The organism is Pseudoxanthomonas mexicana, assembly GCF_001556105.1.
Lineage (GTDB): Bacteria > Pseudomonadota > Gammaproteobacteria > Xanthomonadales > Xanthomonadaceae > Pseudoxanthomonas_A > Pseudoxanthomonas_A mexicana_A.
Window position 1 is genome coordinate 24,975 of record NZ_LSIF01000042.1, and the last position, 21,208, is coordinate 46,182.

21 protein-coding genes and 1 pseudogene are annotated in these 21,208 nt (G+C 67.2%); 10 read left to right on the forward strand and 12 right to left on the reverse strand.

Annotation, left to right across the window (positions count from 1 at the left end):
* Window positions 1-41 precede the first annotated feature (41 nt).
* Complete coding sequence (locus AX730_RS07590) at window positions 42-1,280, reverse strand: flavohemoglobin expression-modulating QEGLA motif protein (protein WP_062354309.1); 1,239 nt, start codon at window positions 1,278-1,280, stop codon at window positions 42-44.
* Window positions 1,281-1,383: 103 nt separating this feature from the next.
* Between AX730_RS07590 and gltS the strand changes: the two genes are divergently transcribed.
* Together gltS and AX730_RS07600 are read left to right on the forward strand one after the other, a co-directional pair.
* The gene (gene gltS / locus AX730_RS07595) at window positions 1,384-2,586 is read left to right on the forward strand and encodes a sodium/glutamate symporter (RefSeq protein WP_062354312.1); all 1,203 of its coding nucleotides are present in this window, start codon (window positions 1,384-1,386) and stop codon (window positions 2,584-2,586) included.
* An 84-nt stretch (window positions 2,587-2,670) separates the two neighbouring features.
* Window positions 2,671-3,342: a hypothetical protein gene (locus AX730_RS07600; RefSeq protein ID WP_062354315.1), complete on the forward strand. Its 672-nt coding sequence runs from the start codon at window positions 2,671-2,673 to the stop codon at window positions 3,340-3,342.
* 30 nt (window positions 3,343-3,372) lie between these two features.
* On the opposite strand, the gene rsgA is transcribed toward AX730_RS07600, so the two are convergent.
* Window positions 3,373-4,506 (reverse strand): ribosome small subunit-dependent GTPase A, encoded by a 1,134-nt coding sequence (rsgA, locus tag AX730_RS07605; RefSeq protein WP_083537797.1) that lies wholly within the window; start codon window positions 4,504-4,506, stop codon window positions 3,373-3,375.
* A gap of 93 nt (window positions 4,507-4,599) precedes the next feature.
* Between rsgA and AX730_RS07610 the strand changes: the two genes are divergently transcribed.
* On the forward strand, window positions 4,600-5,880 hold the full coding sequence (locus AX730_RS07610; RefSeq protein ID WP_062354317.1) for a pyridoxal phosphate-dependent aminotransferase: 1,281 nt from the start codon (window positions 4,600-4,602) through the stop codon (window positions 5,878-5,880).
* 97 nt (window positions 5,881-5,977) lie between these two features.
* Window positions 5,978-6,625 (forward strand): SGNH/GDSL hydrolase family protein, encoded by a 648-nt coding sequence (locus AX730_RS07615; RefSeq protein ID WP_062354320.1) that lies wholly within the window; start codon window positions 5,978-5,980, stop codon window positions 6,623-6,625.
* Window positions 6,626-6,651: 26 nt separating this feature from the next.
* Here the strand turns inward: AX730_RS07615 and AX730_RS07620 are convergent, their stop codons facing one another.
* Complete coding sequence (locus tag AX730_RS07620; RefSeq protein ID WP_198147075.1) at window positions 6,652-7,479, reverse strand: polysaccharide deacetylase family protein; 828 nt, start codon at window positions 7,477-7,479, stop codon at window positions 6,652-6,654.
* Window positions 7,480-7,530: 51 nt separating this feature from the next.
* On the opposite strand from AX730_RS07620, the gene grxD reads away from it, so the two are divergent.
* On the forward strand, window positions 7,531-8,460 hold the full coding sequence (grxD, locus tag AX730_RS07625) for a Grx4 family monothiol glutaredoxin (protein WP_062354326.1): 930 nt from the start codon (window positions 7,531-7,533) through the stop codon (window positions 8,458-8,460).
* Between the two features lie 854 nt (window positions 8,461-9,314).
* On the opposite strand, the gene AX730_RS07630 is transcribed toward grxD, so the two are convergent.
* The 6 genes from AX730_RS07630 to AX730_RS07655 form a co-directional block, all read right to left on the reverse strand.
* Complete coding sequence (locus tag AX730_RS07630) at window positions 9,315-9,860, reverse strand: DUF924 family protein (protein WP_407071480.1); 546 nt, start codon at window positions 9,858-9,860, stop codon at window positions 9,315-9,317.
* A gap of 66 nt (window positions 9,861-9,926) precedes the next feature.
* The gene (locus AX730_RS07635) at window positions 9,927-10,199 is read right to left on the reverse strand and encodes a hypothetical protein (protein WP_062354332.1); all 273 of its coding nucleotides are present in this window, start codon (window positions 10,197-10,199) and stop codon (window positions 9,927-9,929) included.
* Between the two features lie 130 nt (window positions 10,200-10,329).
* A complete protein-coding gene (locus AX730_RS07640) occupies window positions 10,330-10,698 on the reverse strand; it encodes a VOC family protein (protein WP_062354335.1) in 369 nt (122 codons plus the stop codon).
* A gap of 91 nt (window positions 10,699-10,789) precedes the next feature.
* On the reverse strand, window positions 10,790-11,536 hold the full coding sequence (locus AX730_RS07645; RefSeq protein ID WP_062354337.1) for a phage Gp37/Gp68 family protein: 747 nt from the start codon (window positions 11,534-11,536) through the stop codon (window positions 10,790-10,792).
* An 11-nt stretch (window positions 11,537-11,547) separates the two neighbouring features.
* Window positions 11,548-12,375 carry a three-Cys-motif partner protein TcmP gene (gene tcmP, locus AX730_RS18445; RefSeq protein WP_083537798.1) on the reverse strand — a complete coding sequence of 276 codons (828 nt, stop codon included), beginning with the start codon at window positions 12,373-12,375 and terminating at the stop codon, window positions 11,548-11,550.
* 36 nt (window positions 12,376-12,411) lie between these two features.
* Complete coding sequence (locus AX730_RS07655; RefSeq protein ID WP_062354343.1) at window positions 12,412-13,188, reverse strand: AMP nucleosidase; 777 nt, start codon at window positions 13,186-13,188, stop codon at window positions 12,412-12,414.
* 114 nt (window positions 13,189-13,302) lie between these two features.
* Here AX730_RS07655 and AX730_RS07660 point away from each other — a divergent pair, with 114 nt between their 5' ends.
* Window positions 13,303-14,724, forward strand: a complete 1,422-nt coding sequence (locus AX730_RS07660) for an amidohydrolase (protein WP_062354346.1) — start codon at window positions 13,303-13,305, stop codon at window positions 14,722-14,724.
* Window positions 14,721-15,943 (forward strand): annotated as a pseudogene (locus AX730_RS07665) (amidohydrolase family protein). Before AX730_RS07660 ends, AX730_RS07665 begins: the two are co-directional and overlap by 4 nt.
* 16 nt (window positions 15,944-15,959) lie before the next feature.
* On the opposite strand, the gene AX730_RS07670 reads toward AX730_RS07665, so the two are convergent.
* Window positions 15,960-17,639, reverse strand: a complete 1,680-nt coding sequence (locus tag AX730_RS07670; protein WP_062354348.1) for a sensor domain-containing diguanylate cyclase — start codon at window positions 17,637-17,639, stop codon at window positions 15,960-15,962.
* A 264-nt stretch (window positions 17,640-17,903) separates the two neighbouring features.
* On the opposite strand from AX730_RS07670, the gene AX730_RS07675 reads away from it, so the two are divergent.
* The 3 genes from AX730_RS07675 to AX730_RS07685 are packed head-to-tail and all read left to right on the forward strand — an operon-like array spanning window position 17,904 to window position 19,975.
* Complete coding sequence (locus AX730_RS07675; protein ID WP_062354351.1) at window positions 17,904-18,851, forward strand: DegV family protein; 948 nt, start codon at window positions 17,904-17,906, stop codon at window positions 18,849-18,851.
* A gap of 56 nt (window positions 18,852-18,907) precedes the next feature.
* A complete protein-coding gene (locus AX730_RS07680; RefSeq protein WP_062354354.1) occupies window positions 18,908-19,252 on the forward strand; it encodes a hypothetical protein in 345 nt (114 codons plus the stop codon).
* A 39-nt stretch (window positions 19,253-19,291) separates the two neighbouring features.
* On the forward strand, window positions 19,292-19,975 hold the full coding sequence (locus AX730_RS07685; protein ID WP_062354357.1) for a Dph6-related ATP pyrophosphatase: 684 nt from the start codon (window positions 19,292-19,294) through the stop codon (window positions 19,973-19,975).
* Between the two features lie 68 nt (window positions 19,976-20,043).
* Here the strand turns inward: AX730_RS07685 and fghA are convergent, their stop codons facing one another.
* A complete protein-coding gene (fghA, locus tag AX730_RS07690) occupies window positions 20,044-20,874 on the reverse strand; it encodes an S-formylglutathione hydrolase (RefSeq protein ID WP_062354400.1) in 831 nt (276 codons plus the stop codon).
* Between the two features lie 7 nt (window positions 20,875-20,881).
* Complete coding sequence (locus tag AX730_RS07695) at window positions 20,882-21,181, reverse strand: DUF3658 domain-containing protein (protein ID WP_198147077.1); 300 nt, start codon at window positions 21,179-21,181, stop codon at window positions 20,882-20,884.
* Window positions 21,182-21,208: the final 27 nt, after the last annotated feature.

The following is a 21,208-nucleotide window of genomic DNA, read 5'->3' on the forward strand; positions in this document are numbered from 1 at the left end:
GTGTGCCATCGCGCACGCACGCGGCACGTACCACTTTCTCGCTAGGCGGCCGGATCCAGCTTGTCCAGGCGGATCCGGTTGGCGAACAGCGAGAACGCCAGCATGCCGGCGAGGCCGTTGGCGCGGCTGACCCAGCTCGGCAGCCAGCGCGGCGGCGCCAGCACGCCCGCGTCGAACATCGGCTCGAACAGGGTCACGTCTTCCAGCGTCATCTTGCCGGCGAACAGGCGGCGGCACAGGCGCAGGCGGTCCTGCTGCAGCGAGCGGCGGAAGAACGTGTGCACGCCGATCAGCCCGCGCAGGTAGACGGTGTCCTTGGTGAATGCCGCGCCCCCCGACGTCGGCACACCACGGAACACGCGCTGCGCCGAGGAGAAGCTCTCCGCCGGGTTCTGTCCCGCATCGGTGAAGTAGCGGAACACCTCGATGAAGTCGGCGCCGGCCAGCGCCATCGCCACCGCCTCGATGCGCAGGCTGATGCGCTTCATCCGCTCGATGTCGATGCTGCCGGTGATCTGCTCGGCGAACGTCGCCAACCCCTCCTGCGTGGCGGTGACGCGCGGCGACGCCAGCGCCAGGCTCGGCAGCACCGCCTGCTCGCGCCCGTTCAATGCCGTCAGCGAATGCACCAGCGCCTCGTGCTGCAGCAACTGGCGGCGGTCGTAGTCGCTGAAGGCGGCGCCGTGGCGCAGGCGGATGCGCGTGGCGCCGGCGGCGGCCTTGGCGATCAACTGGCGATCCAGTTCCACCGTGATGACGCGGCCGTCGAAGAAATCGTCCAGGTCCGCCTGCAGCTGCAGTTGCAGCGCGGTCGCCGACACCGGGATCTGCTCTTCCGGCGACAGCAGCTCGTGATCGAGGTCGTTGGCGATGGCAATGAAGTGGCCGGCGGCATCGCGCGTGGTCGGGCCATCGCCCGGCAGGCACTCTTCCGGCGTGCCGAACAGGGTGATCGAATGCGTCGTCACCGCCGGCGTACCCAGCGATTCCAGCAACTGCGCGGCGATGTCCCAGCTGTGCACCGACTCGCGCAGGTAGCGGCCCAGCGGATGCGCCTCGTCGGCGGCGGCCGCGATGGCGGCGAGCTCGCGCCGCGCCTCGCCGAACTCGAGCCGTGGATAGTCGATGACCGGCAACACCGGTTGCCCGCGCGCGACGCCGTCGAGGAACGGCGCCTGCACGTCGGCCGGCCAGCTGGCCAGGCTCAGCAGCTTGATGCCGCGCACGGCCTTGACCAGGCGCGCATCGAGCGCGGCGTGATGGGCGATGTCAGGCTGCATGTGGGTCCTCCCGGGCGCCACTGTAGCCCAGCGTGCGCGATCGCCGGCACGGCAGGCTCTGCTCGACTATGCTCGACACTCATCCAACGGTTGCGGGGGCAGCATGCTGGAGCTCGACGCAGTGCAGACCCTGGCCTTCGCCGGCTTGGCGCTCTTCCTCGGCTATGCGCTTTGCCGGGTAGTCCCGCTGTTCTCGACGTACAACCTGCCCGCACCGGTGATCGGCGGCCTGGCGGTGGCCCTGGCCGTGCTGGTCGCGCGCAGCCGCGACGTGACCCTGTTCACGCTGGACACCAGCCTGCAGGCACCGCTGATGATCGCCTTCTTCACCACCATCGGCGTCAACGCCAGCGTGGCGCTGCTGAAGCTCAGCGGGCGTCAGGTGATCATCTTCCTGCTGCTCGCCACCGCGTTCGCGGTGGTGCAGAACCTGCTCGGCATGGCGGTGGCGGTGGGCTTCGGCCTGCATCCGCTGTTCGGCGTACTGGCCGGCTCCACCACGCTGACGGGCGGCCCGGCGACCGGGCTGGCGTTCGCGCCGCTGTTCGAACAGGCGGGGGTGACCGGCGCGGAATCGATCGCGGTGGCATCGGCGATGGCCGGCATCCTCTGCGGCGGCCTGATCGGTGGGCCGGTGGCCACCGTGCTGATCCGTCGCTACAAGCTGTACGGCGGCGTGCGCCTGGGTGCGCCGGACGAATCCGCGGCCGAGCCCGCCGGCGCGCGCGACACGCCCGATTTCGCCACGCGCGAGTCCGGCGCCCTGAAGAGCATCGTGGTGATCCTGGTGGCGATGTGGCTGGGCGCCGGCGTCAGCGCGGGACTCACCGCGACCGGCATGACCTTGCCCGCCTACGTCGGCGCGATGATGGTCGGTGCCCTGATCCGCTACCTCGACGACCGCACCGGCTGGATCGGCCTGCCGGTGGCGACCACCGACCTGATCGGCAACGTCTGCCTGGCGCTGTTCCTCGCCGTGGCGCTGATGAACCTCAAACTGTGGGAACTGGCCGGCCTGGCCGCGCCGTTGCTGGTCAACCTGGGGCTGCAGGTGGCGCTGGTCGCGTTGTTCTGCGTGGTGGTGTTCCGCGTGATGGGCCGCGACTACGATGCCGCGGTGATGGGCGGCGGCTTCATCGGCTTCATGCTCGGCACCACCGCGAACGCGATGGCGGTGATGCGCACCCTGGTCGAACGCTACGGCATGGCCCCGCGCGCGTTCCTCGTCGCCCCGCTGGTCGGCGCGTTCTTCATCGACTTCACCAATGCGCTGATCATCACCGGCTTCATCAATCTCTGGGAGTGAGGCCGGAATTCCCCTTGCGAGCCGCCGACGGGCATCGCTATCGTGGCTCGCCCGCGGGGTGCGGGCTTACTGGAAGGGGATTCCATGTCGATGTCATCCGGGCGCCTGCGCGCCCTGTTCCTGCTGCCCGCGCTTCTGCTGCTGGGCGCTTGCGCCACCAGCCGCAGCTATGTGCAGCTCGCGGTACCGTCGTCCGGCAGCCAGGTCGCCACGGAGGGCAAGGTCGCGGTCATCGAAACCATCGTCGACCAGCGCACGTTCGAAGAGAACCCGCGTGACCCGAGCATTCCGTCGCTGAAAAAGGGCGCGTCGTATGCGCTTGATGCGGAAGGACGCCTGCAAGCCATCGCACGCAAGCGCAATGGTTACGGCAAGGCCATCGGCGACATCCAGCTGACGCCGCCACAGAGCGTTTCCACCATCGTCCGCGACCTGGTGTCGGATGGCTTGCGACAGCGGGGCTATCGCGTGCTCGCTGCCGATGCAGCCGCGCCTGCGGACGCCTTGCGGGTAAAGGTCGGCATCCAGGAATTCTGGGCTTGGCTCACGCCGGGCTTCTGGGTCGTCTCGATGGAATCGAAGATCAAGACCTCGATCACCTTCGAGGGAGGCGCGGTCCGCAGTGCCAGCGCCGCCGGCTATGGCAGGAAGACGGCGCCGACCGGCCGCGAGGACAACTGGAAACAGGCCTACGACCGCGCGTTCGAGGACTACCTGCAGCAACAGAAAAAGGCGTTCGACGACGCCGGACTGTGAGTCCGCCTGAGGCGCGCCGGATGGCGCGCCTCAGCGCTTCCCGTACTTGTCCGTCAGCCGCTTGTTCAATGCCTTGTTCTGCACCTTGGCGCTGGATTTTTCGGCGAGGCGGCTGGCGAGCTTGTCGGCCGCCGCGGCGACTTCGTCGCGCAGCTTGAGGTAGTTGAGGAAGCGGCCCTCGTCCAGGTCCTCGCGCTCGATCGCCGCGCGCACCGCGCAGCCCGGCTCGCGGTCGTGCGAGCAGTCGCGGAACTTGCACTGCTCGGCCAGCGCTTCGATGTCGGCGAAACCGCCGTCGGCCAGGTCTTCCTCGCCGGTCGGCTTCAGCTCGCGCATGCCCGGCGTGTCGATCAGGCAGGCGCCCGCCGGCAGCGGGATCAGCGCGCGGAACGTCGTGGTGTGGCGGCCGCGCGAATCGCTTTCGCGCACCTCACCGGTCTTCATGCGCTCGTCGCCGAGCAGGGTGTTGGTCAGCGTCGACTTGCCCGCGCCCGACGATCCCACCAGCACGACGGTATGACCGGGCTCCAGCCATGGCGCGAGTTGCGCCACGCTGGCCGCGTCCTTTGCGTTGACGGTGAACACCGGCACGCCCTGCGCGGTGAGATCGGCCAGCACCTCGACCGCGTCGTCGGCGTACTCGGTGCGGTCGGCCTTGGTCAGCACCACCACCGGCTGCGCGCCACCACCGCCGACCAGCAGCAGGTAGCGCTCGATGCGGCGCGGATTGAAGTCGGCATCCAGCCCACAGACGATGAACACCGTATCGATGTTCGCCGCGATCACCTGCTGGTGGTAATGCTCGCCGGCCGCACCGCGCTTGATGCCGGTGTGGCGCGGCAGCAGCGCGACGATGCGCGGGCGCTTCGACGCCGCGTCTTCCAGCAGCACCCAGTCGCCGACGGCGGGACGCTCGTGCGCGGGGAAGCGCGGGCGCTGCCACTCCGGCAGCGACTCGGCCTTCACCCCCACGCCGGGCGCATCGGCCACCACATAACCGGAGCGGTGCTGCTCGCTGACCCGCGCCGGGGTGGCGGTCGGGTGCGCGGCCATCGCCTCGCGCCACACGGGGTCCGTCGGCTCGCCCGTATACGGCCAGCCGATGGCGCGCAGAAGGGTGGCATCGGACACGCGGGAAGCAGGGGTTTCAGGCATGGCGCGCATTCTAGACGGGGCGTGAAGGGCGCGGGGCCGGGCAGGCTAAATATCCGTTAAGCTGGCCCTCCTCTCACTTCCAGCCCTCCTGCGGTCGCCGCCATGTCCACCCCGCCCGTCAAACCGCTCGCCACGCGCGAACGCCTGTCCGAAGTCCGCTACGAGATCCGGGGCGAACTGGCACGGCGAGCCAGGGAGCTGGAAGCGCAGGGGCAGAAGCTGATCAAGCTCAACATCGGCAATCCGGGCGCGTTCGGTTTCCGTGCACCGGAGCACCTGCAGCGCGCGATCGCCGACGACATGGGCCGCACCGATCCGTACACGCACCAGCAGGGCCTGCCCTCGGCGCGCGACGCGATCGCCGCGGCATACGCCAAGCGCGGCACGCCGGACGCGCATCCGGACCGCGTGTTCGTCGGCAACGGCGTGTCGGAACTGATCGACCTCTCGCTGCGGGCGCTGCTCAACCCCGGCGACGAAGTGCTGGTGCCGTCGCCCGACTACCCGCTGTGGTCGGCCGCCACCATCCTCAACGACGGACGCCCGGTGTATTACCGCTGCGATCCGGAGAACGATTTCCTGCCCGATCCGAACGAGATCGAGCAACTGGTCAGCTCGCGCACCCGCGCCATCGTGCTGATCAACCCGAACAACCCGACCGGCGCGACCTATCCGCGCGAGCTGCTGGAGCGCATCGTCGCCATCGCGGCGAAGCACCGCCTGCTGCTGATGGTCGACGAGATCTACGACCAGGTGCTGTACGACGGCGCGCCCTTCGTGCCCGTCGCGCCGCTGGCCGGCGACGTGCCGTGCATCACCTTCAGCGGCCTGAGCAAGGTGCACCGCGCCTGCGGCTGGCGCGTGGGCTGGGGCGTGGTGTCCGGCCACGGCGACGTGGTGCGCGACTTCCTGCACGCGATGGACCTGCTCAGCGCGCTGCGCCTGTGCGCCAACGTACCGGGCCAGTACGCGATCGATGCGGCGGTCAACGGCCCCGACACGATCAGCGCGCTGTGCGCACCGGGCGGCCGCCTGTACGAGACCCGCCGCGCGGTGATCGAGGCCTGCGAGGCGAGTGCGCACCTGGACCTGGTGAACCCGGCCGGCGCGCTGTACGCGTTCCCGGCGGTGGTTGGGGATGCGGCGAAGACCTTCGACGACCACGCGTTCGCGCTGGAACTGATGGAAACCGAAGGCGTGCTGGTCGTGCCGGGCTCCAGCTTCAACGTGCCCTACCGCCACCACTTCCGCGTCACCCTGCTGCCGGAAGCGGACACGATGCGCGAAGTCTTCGCCCGCATCGACCGCGCCCTGTCGCGCCGCGCCGAGGCCGCCACCAAGGTCGTGCCGATCAAGGGCAAGCCGCGGCCGGCGGCGGCATAGGCTTCCGCCCCCTCTCCACCGCTTGCGGGGGAGAGGGATGGGGTGAGGGGGCTTTGGCGGTGTTCGCGGCCAACGGCTTTCGGCGCATCATGCGCCCATGACGACGACCTCCACTCTGCACACCACCGCCCTCACCACCGAGCTGCGTTACCTCGCGCTCGGCGATTCCTACACCATCGGCGAATCGGTGGATGAAGCGGGTCGCTGGCCGATGCAGCTGGCGCTGCTGCTACGGCGCGAGGGTGTCCTGCTCGGTGATCCGCGCATCATCGCCACCACCGGCTGGACCACCGACGAACTCGACGCCGCCATCACCGCCGCCGAGCCGCTGGGCGAACACGATTTCGTCAGCCTGCTGATCGGCGTCAATAACCAGTACCGCGGCCGCGACGTGGCGGAATACCGCACGCAGTTCGCCACGCTGCTGTGGCGCGCGACCGGCTTCGCCCGCAACCGCCCGGACCGCGTGCTGGTGCTGTCGATCCCCGACTGGGGCGTCACCCCGTTCGCTGCGCAATCGGATCGCGATGTCGCGCAGATCGCGCGCGAACTGGATGCCTACAACCTCGCCGCGCGCGAGGTCTGCGCGCAACGCGGCGTCGCCTTCGTCGACATCACCGCGGTCACCCGCGCGCGCGGCGCGGAACCGGCGATGCTCGCCGACGATGGACTGCATCCGTCAGCCGCGATGTACACCGAATGGACGCGGCTGGCGTTTCCGGTCGCGCATCATCTGCTCGCCTGAGCCCCTCTCCCGCCGGGAGAAGGACCTCACGCCGTCACTATCGCCGCATCCCCGACGGGGTCCGATTCCGGCACCACCGTGCGATAGCCCTGCGCATCCAGCCATGCCAGCAGCTGCGCCAGGATCGCCACGTTGTGCCCATGCGCCGCGCCTTCATGCAGCAGCACGATGGCACCGGGATCGATGTCGCGGGTGATGCGCGCCAGCACCTGGCCCGGCTGGCAGTCGACGCCGTCGAAGCCGCGCGCGCTCCATGCCACGCGGGCCAGCGCGTGCCGCTTCAGCGACAGGCCCACGAACGGATTGGTCATGCCGACCACGCTGCGGTACCAGCGCGGCGTATCGCCGGTGATGGCGGTCAGGATGGACTGGTTGCGGCCGATCTCGTCTTCCAGCGCGCCCGGACCCAAGCGCCAGAACCGCGTGTCCGGGTGGCTCGCACTGTGGTTGCCGATGCCGTGTCCACGGTCGCGGATGGCCTGCACCACGTCCGGCTGCGCCATGGCGCGTTCGCCGACCAGGAAGAACGTCGCCTTCGCGCCATGCCGGTCCAGCAGGTCCAGCATCGCGCCGGTGTCGGCCGACGGGCCGTCGTCGATGGTCAGCCACACCACGCGCTCGTCGGTGGGCAGTCGCGACAATGCGGGGCAGAACAGGGTGGCCCGCGGATACAGCGTGGCCCAGACCACCAGCAGGTGGGTGGCCATCATCGCCGACAGTCCGACCGCCCAGCCGTAACGCCACCACAGCCACGCCACGCCTACTTGCGACAGCGCTAGCAGGCCCAATATCAGTCCGGGACGGCGCGGCGGACGATGCAGTGTTCCTGTCGTGCTCATGCCCCATGATGCCATGGGGCGTAAAATCCCCCTCTGCCTGTCCTTCACGCTTACCGGTGCTCGTCCATGTCCCTTGATCCCGCCCTGCGCTCGCGCATCGAATCCCTCCTGCAGTCCAACCGCGTGGTGCTCTTCATGAAGGGCCAGCCGACCATGCCGCAGTGCGGCTTCTCGGCGAAGGCGGTGGGCGCACTGTCGGCGCTGGGCGTGGACTACGCGCACGTCAACGTGCTGGCCGACCAGGAGATCCGCGAAGGCATCAAGGCCTACGGCGACTGGCCGACCATCCCGCAGCTGTACATCGACGGCGAACTGGTCGGCGGCAGCGACATCATCGAGCAGATGACCAACTCCGGCGAACTGGCCACCGTGCTGGGCCTGCAGGCCCCCGACCGCTCGCCGCCGGCGATCACCATCACCGCGGCCGCGGCCGAGATGCTGCAGAACGCCGTGGCCGACGCCGGCCCGGGCGCGTCGCTGGCGCTGTCGATCAACGCGCAGTTCCAGCCCAACTTCCAGCTGGCGCAGTTCGACGCCAACGCGATTGCCGCCGAATCCAGCGGCGTGCGCGTGCAGTTCGACCTGGCCAGCGCGCGCCGCGCGGACGGCATCACCATCGACTGGGTGGACGATATCCGCGGCAAGGGCCTGGCCATCGACAACCCCAACGCGCCGAAGACGGTGCAGGCGCTGTCGCCGATCGACGCGGACGCGAAGGCGCGCGCCGGCGAGATGCTGATCATCGACGTGCGCCCGGCCGACGAGCGCGCCATCGCCTCGGTGAAGCTGCCCTTCAAGACCTTCGACGGCAACGGCCGTGCCGAACTGGAAGCGCTGCCGAAGGACACCGCGCTCGCGTTCCTCTGCCACCGCGGCGGCCGCAGCCAGCAGGCCGCGGAAGAGTTCCGCGCGCTCGGCTTCTCCAACGTGCACAACATCACCGGCGGCATCGACGCCTGGGCCGACGACGTGGACGGCACGGTCAGCAAGTACTGATCTGCCGCACCACCGGCGATCCAAAGAAAGCGGGCTTCGGCCCGCTTTCTTTTTTGCCCGCGACGTAGGTCGGGCCCTGGCCCGCCGTGGCGGGGTATCGGATCGCATCGAAAGGGATCGACTCCGCGACGCATCGCGGTCGTGAGGCATGGCGATGGTGGGCCGAGGCCCACCCTACGACGACGGACCCGCCATGCCGGTGTCGAGGGCGTCTGGCGTCGAGGACGGCGCGCAGGCCTCCGCGTTGTGGGCCCGACGTGTCAGGGTCGGAATGCGAGATTCCGCGTCCGTCACTCGGTGTGACGGGTTCACGGGGCGGCGTTCCGGGCTCCGAACGCGATGTTCCGCGCTCTGGACTCGACGTACCGCGCTCGATACGCGACACGTCGCGTTCCGAACGCGGCTCTCGGGGTTGCCGAACCCGGTGCACCGGGTTCGATGTGCCGCATGCGGCGTTCCGAAGGCGGCACATGGCGCTAGCGGCGTGGCATCTGGTGTTCCGGACGCGACGCTCCGCGTTCCGAACGCGGCGTGCGGGCTGCCGAACCTCGTTTTCCGGGTTCGGGCGGCCGCGTTCCGGGTTCTGGACCCGGCGCATGGCGTCCGCGACATGACACTTGGCGTTCCGGACGCGACGCGTGGCGGTTGCTGTGTGGCGAACGCGGCATATTTCCGGGCACTGCGCATCGAAGGACGCCGTTTCCCCCTCACCTGCCCCCGCTCACGCGCGGGCATCCTCTCCCCCACGCGTGGGGGAGAGGGGGCCGGTGCCTACAGGGAGTGGATACCTCCGAACGAATCAGAGATCCGCCCCCTCTCCCCCGCCTGCGGGGGAGAGGGTTGGGGTGAGGGGGTCAGCCCTTGAAGCCGCCGCTCGCCAGGTAGTCGCGCTCTTCCTGCGTGGAGAGACGACCCATTGCGTCGTTGCGATGCGGGAAGCGGCCGAAGCGGGCGATCAGGTCGTAATGCAGCTGCGCGTACTTGAGGTACTCGTCGTTGCCGGTGGCGCGGAACAGGTCGAGCGAGCGCTGCTGGTCGGCCAGCGCCTCGGAGTGCTCGTACGGCATGTAGAAGAAGATCTTCAGCGCCGGATCGACCTGCGCATCGAAGCCGGCCTCGATGGCGCGCTCGGCGTAGTGCCGCGCCAGGCCGTCGGTGGCGTAGGAATGCGCGCTCTGGCGGAAGCAGTTGCGCGGGAACTGGTCCAGCAGCAGCACCAGCGCCAGCGCGCCCTCGGCATCGCCCATCCAGCCTTCCAGTTCGCGCCGCGCCGCACGGAAGTGCAGCCCACGGAAGCGCTGGTCGAAGTCGGCATCGAACGCATCGTCGTTGGCGAACCACTTCTCGTAGCCCGCGTTCTTCCAGAAGGTGATGACGTCGTTGGATTCGTTCATGGGCATTTCTCCAGCTTTGATGACGTCGGTAGATGAAATGTATCCGACTCGGGTGCAGTGCGATGACCGATGCTACACAACGACGTACGTGCCATCGGAAAATTCAGCGCTGAAGGCCTCTGGTCCGACATAGTGCTCGGGAAGCAGCGAAACAGAGAAGAGATCGCCGCTGCTGAAGCGGATGTCCAACCTCACGCCATCGGAGCAGTCGACGGATTCTACGGACAAGGCAATCAGGCTGCTGAGCGGTCGAGAGGCTGCATGGCTCGAGTAGACCGCGATCGCGCAGCCAGTCAAATTCAGGCTCAAGACGTCGGCGCCCGGAGAAACCGCAAGCAGCGTCATGCCGACCAGTCGATCAAGAGGCCTACTCATGCGACTACGCTCCACGCCTGTCGGCCCACGCGACGTCGGGCGTGATGACGCCGTTGGATTCGTTCATGCGTAGTCTCCTGTTACGAAAAGGGATCGGGCCTCAACCCGGAATGACATGCCCGATGCGCCACAGCACGCCGGTCGGGTCGATCAGGGTGAAGTCGCGGAGGCCCCAGGGCCGGTCATCCGCTGTGCTGAGGCGGACGGAGAACCGCTCGACGACGCCGGACGCTTCGACGTTGCGGTGCCAGTCGTCCGCGTTCTCGACCAGCAGGTGCATCACGAAATTCTCCGCGTGCTCGCGCAGGTAGAACTGCGACAGCAGGAAGGCGGTCTTGCCATGACAGACATAAGCCAGGTCGTCCGACTCCATCGTCACCTCGAAGCCGAGCGCCTGGTAGAACGCGATGGACTCGGCCAGATCGCGCGCGGGTACGAAGGCCTTCATCTCGATCGTTTCAAGATTCATTGGAACTGTCCTGTACCGTCGACGTTTACGGGAAACGATCGCGTCAGCGTGAGTTGTACACACCAGCAAGTGATGATGTGGTGGGGCTCCCTCAGGCGTGCGCGTACTCCGGCATGGCGTCCCAAGTCCGACCGAGCAACTCGCGCCCGTTGGATTTCTTGTCGCGCTTGACGCCGTCTGCGCCGAACGCACCCCACTGCTTGAAGAAGAAACGCACGCCCTGCTCGTCGCATTGACGCTTCACGTTGAGCGCCCAGGCCTCATTCATCGGCCGGGCGCCGTGACCCGACTCACCACCCACGATCACCCAGTCGATGCCGGCAAGATCGAGCTTGCCAACATCTTCCAGCAGTGGCTCGACGCTGAGGAACTTGACGCTCGCCTTTGCTGATTGAAGGTGCGCGATGCGCGGCACGCCATGACGCTTGTTCTCGACGGAGACGCCGATCCAGACGTTCGCTGGGATCGCGCGCTCCTGGCTGTAATCCGCAATGCGCTCCGCCCGCTTCGTGAGCACCTGGAACGTGTGCTGCGGGCATCGCGCCATGACGTCGAACACGCGATCGATGAAGCTCTCCGGCACCGCCGTGTGGAAGAGGTCGCTCATCGAGTTGACGAAATAGACCGTCGGCTGCTTCTTCTTCAGCGGCTCATCAAGGCGGAATGGCAGTGTCCGAACTTTCTTGAAGCCCTGCTCGTAGCCGGCTACGCCCATGGCCTGCAGACGTCGCGCCATGGTCTCCGCGTAGCAATGCTTGCACCCGGCACTGAGCTTGGTGCAGCCGACCACCGGGTTCCACGTGCTTTCGGTCCATTCGATTCTGGATTTTGTGGTCACTTCTGCAGCCCTCAGAAATTGAATCCGCGCTGCGGCTCAACTTGGCGAATCTCATCCCAGAACTTCTTGCCAAGATCATTGCGAGAAACACTTACAAGCCAATAGAACGGCTGATTTTTATCTCCCGTCACTCGCTCAGCACCGCCGACCTTGTAGTCGAGCGACTCCAGCAACGAACGCCAATGAGCAAAGACTCCTTGGCGGACAATCTCATCTTTTTGACGCCAGTCGATTTTCTCAACCGCGCCCGGAGCAAAAGCCTCCAGAACGCCAGTTTCCTTATATAGACGGATGTTCCTGTTCAGATCCATCTCGCTGACATGAATGATCATGTCCATCCGCTCGAGCGCTGCTAGTGTTCGAATGATGCTAAATGGGAGCGCATTAAGATTGTATGGATCTAGAAACGCGAGATGGAGGCCGTAGCGATGCAACCTTGAGACTATCTTGATCGCTGTATCTTCAGCTTTGCCAGGATAACCAAACGCCTTTGACGTCCCTCCAATCCGAGCAATCCCCTTTAGACAATCATCAATGTTCTTGCCATCAACATCACCCACATGAACCTCGGTGAATGGGACATCTTTGACAGCCTCCCGAACGGCTAGAACAGCTCCACCATCCTTGATCTCTGCCTCACCCTTGATCTGAACTTTTCCAGGGCCACAGTACAAATCAATGTACGTCGATCCTGCGTTGACGAACTTCGCTCTCGTCCTTCTCGTTATATCGACGTACTTTCGAAGGCGATCATGCTTCTCTTGAGACCATGCACCAACGTTCTCAATTCTGGTTCCATCCGAATCTAGCTCATACCGCTCGTTGCTGGACTTTGTCATTTTGCCTTCCTCTGGCTTCCATTGTGGTTGCTTAGATCATTCGTCGAACCGCAGATGCCGCACCGACTTGCCGTTGCGGCGGATCAGCTTCAGCGCTTCGATGCCGACGGTGATGTGGTTCTCGACGAACGAGGAGCTGACCTTGGCGTCGCTGGCTTCGGTCTTCACGCCTTCCGGAATCATCGGCTGGTCGCTGACAAGCAGCAGCGCGCCGCAGGGAATGCGGTTGGCGAAGCCGGCGGCGAAGACGGTGGCGGTTTCCATGTCGATGGCCATGCAGCGCATCGCGCGCAGGCGCTCCTTGAACGCGACGTCGTGTTCCCACACCCGGCGGTTGGTGGTGTACACCGTGCCGGTCCAATAGTCGTGGCCCAGGTCGCGGATCATCGTCGACACCGCACGCTGCAATGCGAACGCCGGCAGCGCCGGCACTTCCGGCAGCAGGTAGTCGTTGCTGGTGCCCTCGCCGCGGATCGCCGCGATCGGCAGCACCAGGTCGCCCAGCTCGTTCTTGCGCTTCAGACCGCCGCACTTGCCGAGGAACAGCACCGCCTTCGGCATGATCGCCGACAGCAGGTCCATCATCGTCGCCGCGTTGGGGCTGCCCATGCCGAAGTTGATCATGGTGATGCCGTCGGCGGTGGCGCTGGCCATCGGCCGGTCCAGGCCGACGATGGGCGCACCGGTGAGCTGCGAAAATACGTTGAGGTAGCCGCCGAAATTGGTCAGCAGCACATGCTCGCCGAACTGGTCCAGTGGCACGCCGGTGTAGCGCGGCAGCCAGTTGTCGACGATCTCGTTCTTGTCCTTCATGCCTAGCCTCTTTTTCTTGTTGTTGTACCGGCGATTCTGGCACGACTGCGACGCACGCACTTGGCAAGGCGCGCCGTGGCCGGTTAGGTTTCGGTCTCTTCCAGGGGATACACGATGCGAACGACCTTGCTGGCCGGGCTGATCCTGGCCTCGCTGGGCGGCAGCGCGCTTGCTGCCACGCCCACCTCCCGCTTCACCCAGGACCCGTACCCGAGCACCTACAGGGCGCTCGCGTCCGGCCCCGTGCTACTGGCCAACGCCACCGTGCTGACCGGCACCGGCGAACGCCTGGACGGCACCGACGTACTGCTGGCCGACGGCAAGGTGGTGGCGGTGGGCCGCGGCCTGTCCGCACCCGACGGCGCGACGCGCGTGGACGCGACGGGCAAGTGGGTGACGCCGGGACTGATCGACGTGCACTCGCACCTGGGCGTGTACCCCAGCCCGGGCGTCAAGGCGCACAGCGACGGCAACGAGGCGACCGCACCGGTGACCGCGAACGTCTGGGCCGAGCATTCGATCTGGGCGCAGGACCCGGGCTTCCACACCGCGCTGGCGGGCGGCATCACCTCGCTGCAGATCCTGCCGGGCTCGGCCAACCTGGTCGGCGGCCGCGGGGTGACGCTGAAGAACGTGCCGTCCACCAGCTACCAGGGGATGAAGTTTCCCGGTGCGCCGTGGGGCCTGAAGATGGCCTGCGGCGAGAACCCCAAGCGCGTCTACGGCGGCAAGGCCGGCCCGGCCACGCGCATGGGCAACGTGGCGGGCTACCGTGCGGCCTTCATCGATGCCAGCGAGTACCTGAAGAAGAACGCGCCCAAGCCGCAGCAGCCGAAGAAGAAGCGCTGGTGGGAACGCGCCAGCGGCGACGACAAGGCCGACAGCGGCGGCGACAGCGGCGGCAAGCGCGACCTGAAACTGGACACGCTGGCCGGCGCGATCAACGGCGAGATCCTGGTGCACATCCACTGCTACCGCGCCGACGAGATGACCACGATGCTGGACCTGGCGAAGGAGTTCGGCTTCAAGATCGCCGCGTTCCACCACGGCGTGGAGGCGTACAAGCTGGCCGACCGGCTGGCGCAGGAGAACGTCTGCGGCGCGCTGTGGGCCGACTGGTGGGGCTTCAAGATGGAAGCCTTCGACGGCATCCAGGAGAACATCGCGCTGGTCGACCGTCCCGCCAACAGCTGCGCGATCGTGCACTCGGATTCGGACGAGGGCATCCAGCGCCTGAACCAGGAGGCCGCCAAGGTGATGGCGAACGCACGTCGCGCCGGCATGGGCGAGATCGCGCCGGAACGCGCGATCCGCTGGGTGACCAGCAACGCGGCGAAGTCGCTGGGCATCGCCGAGCGCACCGGCACGCTGGAGGCCGGCAAGATGGCCGACGTGGTGCTGTGGAACCAGAACCCCTTCAGCGTGTACGCCAAGGCCGAGCAGGTCTATATCGACGGCGCGCGCATCTACGACCGCAACGACCGCAGCAGGCAACCGGTATCGGACTTCATGCTGGGCCAGGAGGTGACGCCATGAGCCGCCTGTCGCTTCGCGCCCTGTGCGTGGCGCTGGCCGTCGCGTGTTCGCCCGCGGCGGCGCAGGACGTCCTGATCCGCAACGCCACCGTGCACACCGCCAGTGCGCAGGGCACGCTGCAGAACGCCGACGTGCTGGTGCGCAACGGCGTGGTGCAGGTCGTGGGTAGCGGGCTGGCCGCGCCGGGCGCGACGGTGGTGGAGGCCAACGGCCGTCCGCTGACGCCGGCGCTGTTCGGCGGCATCACCGAGATCGGTATCGAAGAGGTGTCGGGCGAGTCGTCGACCGCGGATTCGGCGGTGACGCTGCAGGACCAGCCGATGCGGCCGGAGTTCGACGTGACGCTGGCGTACAACCCGGCGTCGGTGCTGATTCCGGTGACGCGCGTGGAAGGCGTCGGCTTCACCCTGCTGGCCGCCTCGACCGGCGGTTCCTTCATCGCTGGCCAGGGCGGCGTGGTGCGGCTGGACGGCAGCCCTGATCCGGTTGGCCCGCGTGCGCTGTTCGTGCGGCTCGGAGGTGGTGGCGCGGCCGACCTGAGCGGCAAGTCGCGTGCGGCGCAATGGATGTTGCTGGACCAGATGGTGGCCGAGGCGCGAGGCCGCGTGCCGGTGGATTCACCGCATGCGCTGCTGACACCGGCGGGCGCATCGTGGTGGCGGTGAACCGCGCGGCCGACATCCGCCAGCTGCTGCGCTGGTCGCAGCGCGAGAACGTGCGTATCGCCATCGCCGGTGGTGCGGAAGCATGGACGCTGGCGCCGCAACTTGCGCAGGCGAAGGTGCCGGTGTTCGTGGATGCGCTGGCGGACCTGCCGGCGGACTTCGACCAGATCGGTGCCTCGCTGGAGAACGCCGCGCGACTGGACCGCGCGGGCGTGCCGGTGGGGTTCTCGCAAGCCGGCGAATCGCACAACGCGCGCAAGAACCGCCAGCTGGCCGGCAACGCAGTGGCGAACGGCCTGCCGTGGGAAGACGGCCTGGCTGGCCTGACCCGCGTGCCGGCAGAGGCGTTCGGCGTCGGCGACCGCGTGGGCAGCATCGCGCCGGGCAAGCTCGCCGACCTGGTGCTGTGGAGCGGCGATCCACTCGACGTGGCGAATACCGCGGAGCAGGTGTGGCTGGGCGGCCGGGCGATCCCGATGCGCTCGCGCCAGACCGAACTTCGCGACCGTTACCTGCAGCAGGCCGGTCCGCTGCCGCGCGCGTATTCGAAGTAAGCGACGCCCGCGGGCGTCACTCCACGGGGGCGCCTTCGGGCGCCTTCGTGCTATGGGTGGGCAGCGCGACGGAGCGTTCGTCCATCACGCGATCGCCACCGGCGCGTTTCGCGGCGTACATGGCATGGTCCGCGCGCGCGATCAGCGACGCCACGGTGTCTCCATCGCGCGCCTGGGCGACACCAAGGCTGGCGGTGAGCGCCACCTCGACGCCATCCACCACGGCGCAGTCGTGGCGGATGCGCGCGACCACCTGTTCGCCGATGCGGGCGGCCGACACCAGGCCGGCACCGGACAGCACCAGCACGAATTCCTCGCCACCCAGGCGGCCGATCTGGTCGCCGTACTGGAACTGTTCGCTGACCGCGCGCGTCACCGCACGCAGGCACGCATCGCCCAGCGCGTGACCGTGGCGATCATTGATCTGCTTGAACTGGTCGAGGTCGATGAAGAGCAACGAGACCGGGATCTGTTCGCGCTGCCGCTCGATCAGCGCCCAGTCCAGGCGGTGTTCGATACCGCCGCGGTTGAGCACGCCGGTCAGGCCGTCGCGCTCGGCATGCGCCTTGGCGCTGTCGCGCTCGCGGCGGAAGGTGAGCATGCGATCGGCCAGTCCCAGCGCCAGGACCACGGCGGTAGAAGCGAGCACCCACGGCAAGCCGTACTCCAGCCAGGGTTCGGCGCGCTCGCCGGCACTGAATCGCAGCGCGCGCGTCATCGTGAAGACCAGCATAGGCACCCACGCGATCAGGACGTAGGCCGCATGCCGCTGGCCGCGGCGCCACGCCACGACCAGCGTGACCAGCGCGATCGCGTTGGTCAGCAGGAACAGGGCATTGGCGATGTCGGGGAACCAGGTCTTGTCGGCCGGCCATGGCGACAACAGCAACACCAGCGTCAGGCCGCAGCCGTACGCACCAACGATACGCATGGCGCCGGCGAGACGCGGCGTGACCTTGCGCAGGCCGGCATAGTCCAGCCACAGGTAGACCAGCAGGATGGTGGCCAGCGTGCCGGTGATCCAGATGCCCTGGGCACCGAAGCGGGCCAGCACCGACAAACCGGGCCACGCGTACGCTTCGCCGTAGGAACACAGCGCGTACAGCAACTGGAACAGCATGGCGCCGGCGTAGAGCAGGTAGACGCGGTCGCGCAGTACCGCCCAGAACAGCAGCACCGCCAGCGACACGCCCAGCACCACGCCGATCGCGGGCAGCAACATGCGGATGTGCCACAGGTCGGCGGCGGCGTAGGCCGGGCCCGGTTCCACCGCGACCCGCAGCGGGTATCGCGCACCCTCGACCTTGACGTAGACAGGCCCATCGCCACGCAGCGGAAACACCAGCGCACGCCGGCTGTATTGCGGATCGAGCGCGCGACTGAAGATGTCCTGCCGACGCGCCACGCCGCCGGGTCGGTCACGCACGCTCACGCTTGCGGTGTAGGGGTGGTAGAACACCAGCAACGGCTCGGACACGCCCGGCGCGGGTTGCACACGCCATTCCCCGTTGCCGAGCACGCGCACGCCGCTGTCGCCGCTGTCGAAGCGACGTTCTGAAAATAGCCCGGCGCGCTGTCCGGCCTGCTGTTCCAGCGCCACTGGCTGGAGGCGGTCGATCCGCGCGATGTTTTCCCCATGCGCGCCCGCCGGCAGCAGGGCGAGCAGCAGCAGTAACCTCCACCACCGCTGTTTCATGTTGCCCCTTCCCCTACGCGGCGAGTGTCGGGCGCGGCCTGACCCGCGACAAGTCCAGCGCCACTGCTTTTGTGACTCATATCACGCAATTTGTGCGCTGCAGGCCCCGCCGCGCATCTGATGGCGGCCGCGTTTTCCGCGACGGGTCACATCACAAAAGAGTGACTCAATTCACACTTCATGCGTTTATCCAGCGACTTGCCTGACGTTCTCCGCTAGTTTTCCGGAGATAGATACAGATGCGACGATGCCGGGAGGGGCTAGATGCGCATAGGGATAGTCGTCGATTCAGCGTGTGACCTGCCTCTGGATTACCTCGAGCGGCACAACATCATCATCCTGCCGATCACCGTACGGATCGGCGAGGCCGTCCTGGCCGACCACCGCGACGAACAGGCCACGCTGAGCTTCCTGCACGCGCACGTGGCCGAGCGCGGGCATGAGGCCGAGACCACCCCGTTCACCGTCAACCAGATCCGCGACCTGTTCCTGGGGCGGCTGGTGATCGACTATGACCATGTCTTCTGCATGACGATCACCAAGACGCGGTCGCCGATCCACGAGAACGCGATGCAGGCCAGCTTCGCCATCCTCAACGACTACAAGCCGGTGCGGCAGGCCGCGGGCCACAGCTCGCCGTTCGCGCTGCGCGTGATCGATACGCAGAACCTGTTCGCCGCGCAGGGCATCACCGCGGTGGAGGCCGTCCGCATGCGCGATGCCGGCACCAGCGTGCAGCAGACCCGTGTGCGACTGGAAGAACTGGCGCAGAACACGCACGGCTACATGATCCCGCGCGATCTCTACTACCTGCGCAACCGTGCGCGTACCAAGGGCGACCGCAGCGTCGGCCTGCTCAGCGCCGCACTGGGCAGCGCGCTGGACATCAAGCCCGTGCTGTACGGCCACGCCGGCAACACCGAGCCGGTCGCCAAGATCAAGGGCTTCGAGAACGCGGTGGAGCAGATGTTTAAGTTCACCGGCAACCGGGTGATGGCCGGCCTGATGACGCCGACCGTCTGCCTGAGCTACGGCGGCGAGCTGTCGGAACTGCGTGCCCTCCCGGGTTACCAGCGCCTGCGCGACATCTGCGAGAACAACAAGGTCGAAGTGTTCGAGAGCGTGATGAGCCTGACGGGCATGGTCAATGTCGGCAAGGGCGCCGTGGTCGCCGCCTTCGCCGCTCCGCCGGCCCCGTTCAAGCCGGCATAACGGCGGGCTAACGCGCCGTGGATGACGCTATGCCCCGGGTTTCTACCGGGGGCGCCATGGCCGTCCGTTATTACATCAGCTTGCCGGATCCCGGCCGCGCGCGCGGCGGCGATCCGGCTTTCAGTTTCGACGCGCATGGCGCGGAGGAATTCGCCGCGCAACTCCAGCATGCGTTGCGCACCCGCCATCTGTTCGACCGCTGGCGCGCCCGCCAGGAAGAACCCGATGAAGTCGATCCCGGCCTCGGCGTGGTCGACGACGACGCGATGGTGAACGGACGGCAGGACGACCTCAGCATCCTGCTGGTGGCCACGTCCTCGATTCCCGGCCAGGTGCTGAAGCATCGCCTGCGCCTGCTGGCGGGACATGCCTGGGAGCTGCGTGATGTATCCGCCGCGTAGTCCGCGGCGTCAGCGTGACGTCTCTGCCGCGTGAGCGGCATGCGCATGCCCGTGCTGCTCGCCTGGAGCGGCGGCAAGGACGCAGCGTGGACGCTGCACACCCTGCGCCAGCGCGATGACGTCGAGGTGGTCAGCCTGCTGACCACGGTGACCGAAGACTACGACCGCGTCTCGATGCAGGGTATCCGCCGCAGCGTGTTGCATGCGCAAGCACGTGCGGCCAGCCTTCCGTTGATCGAGGCGATGATCGCTGCCCGCTGCACCAACGACCACTACGAGCGTGCGATGACGGAGGCGCTGGCCCGTGCGGCACAACGCTGGCCGACGCTGCGCACGATGGCCTTCGGCGACTTGTTCCTCGAGGACATCCGCGCCTACCGGGTGCAGAACCTGGCGAAGATCGGCTGGGACGTCATGACGCCGCTGTTCGGTGCCGACACCGGTGCGCTGGCACGGGAGATGGTCGACGGCGGCCTGCACGCGCACCTGTGCTGCGTGGATACACAGCAACTGGATACACGCTTCGCCGGCCACGCCTTCGATGCCGCGCTTTGGGACGCCTTGCCGGCACACGTCGATCCCTGCGGCGAGAACGGCGAGTTCCACACTTGTGTTTCCGCCGGCCCCATGTTCGATGCGCCGCTCACGCTGACTGAGGGCGACACCGAATTGCGCGACGGGCGCTTCGCATTCACCGACTACGTGCTCGACACCGCATCGTAGGGTGGGCCCAGGCCCACCATCGCCATCCCGTCAACAACGACGACCGGGACGGCGGGCTCTGGCCCGCCTTACGCGTTCAGCGCCTTCGCGTGATGCGCGATGTGCTCACCGATGAAGCTGGCAATGAAGTAGTAGCTGTGGTCGTAGCCGGGCTGCAAACGCAGCGTCAGCGGATGACCCGCCGCAGCGGCCGCGGCCTGCAACAGGTCAGGCTTCAACTGCGTATGCAGGAATTCATCCGCATCGCCCTGGTCGACCAGCAGCGGCAACCGCTCCGATGCGCCGCGGACCAGTTCGACGGCGTCGTACTGCTTCCAGCCTTCGCGATCGGTCCCGAGATACGCACCGAACGCCTTCTCGCCCCACGGCACCTGCGACGGCGCGACGATCGGCGAGAACGCCGAGACACTGCGGTAGCGGCCCGGGTTCTTCAGCGCGATGGTCAGTGCGCCATGTCCGCCCATGGAGTGTCCGCTGATCGCGCGTGCACCGTTGGCTGGAAAGTGCGCTTCGATCAGCGCCGGCAGTTCGTCGACGATGTAGTCGTACATCCGGTAGTGCGCTGACCACGGTGCCTGTGTCGCGTTGACGTAGAAGCCGGCGCCCTTGCCCAGGTCGTAGCCCTCGGCGTCGGCCACATCCTCGCCACGCGGGCTGGTGTCTGGCGCGACAAGGATCACGCCGTGCTCGGCGGCGTACCGCTGCGCGCCCGCCTTGGTGATGAAATTCTGTTCGGTGCAGGTCAGGCCGGACAGCCAGTACAGCACCGGCAGCTTTCCGCGCTCGGCTTGCGGCGGCAGGTAGACCGCGAAGCGCATCGTGCAGCCGAGGCGCTCCGATGCATGTTCGTAGACGTCCTGCCAGCCACCGAAGCAGGCGCGGTGCTCGATCCGCTCGATCGTCATGTCAGGCGACTCCCGCTGCGGCTGCGAGACGGATCTCGAAGGTCTTCAACGAAAGCGCATCGCCTTTCGTCTCGATGCTCGAGGCCTCGGCAAGCGCCCGGATGCGGGAAGCGTAGAACATCTCCGGCAGATCCTCGTACTCGTCCGGGGCCGCGATCATGACGCCTGCGGTGATGAAGCCCGCCTTCTTCCACTCCCGACCCAGCGACGACAGGATCGCCCGATCGATCTTCTGCAGGTCGTGTTCGCCGAGGCGCGAAATCGCGTCGCGCGCTTCCTGGTCGAGGGCGATGCCGTCCACCGCTGCATCGGGCGTCATGCCCAGAGC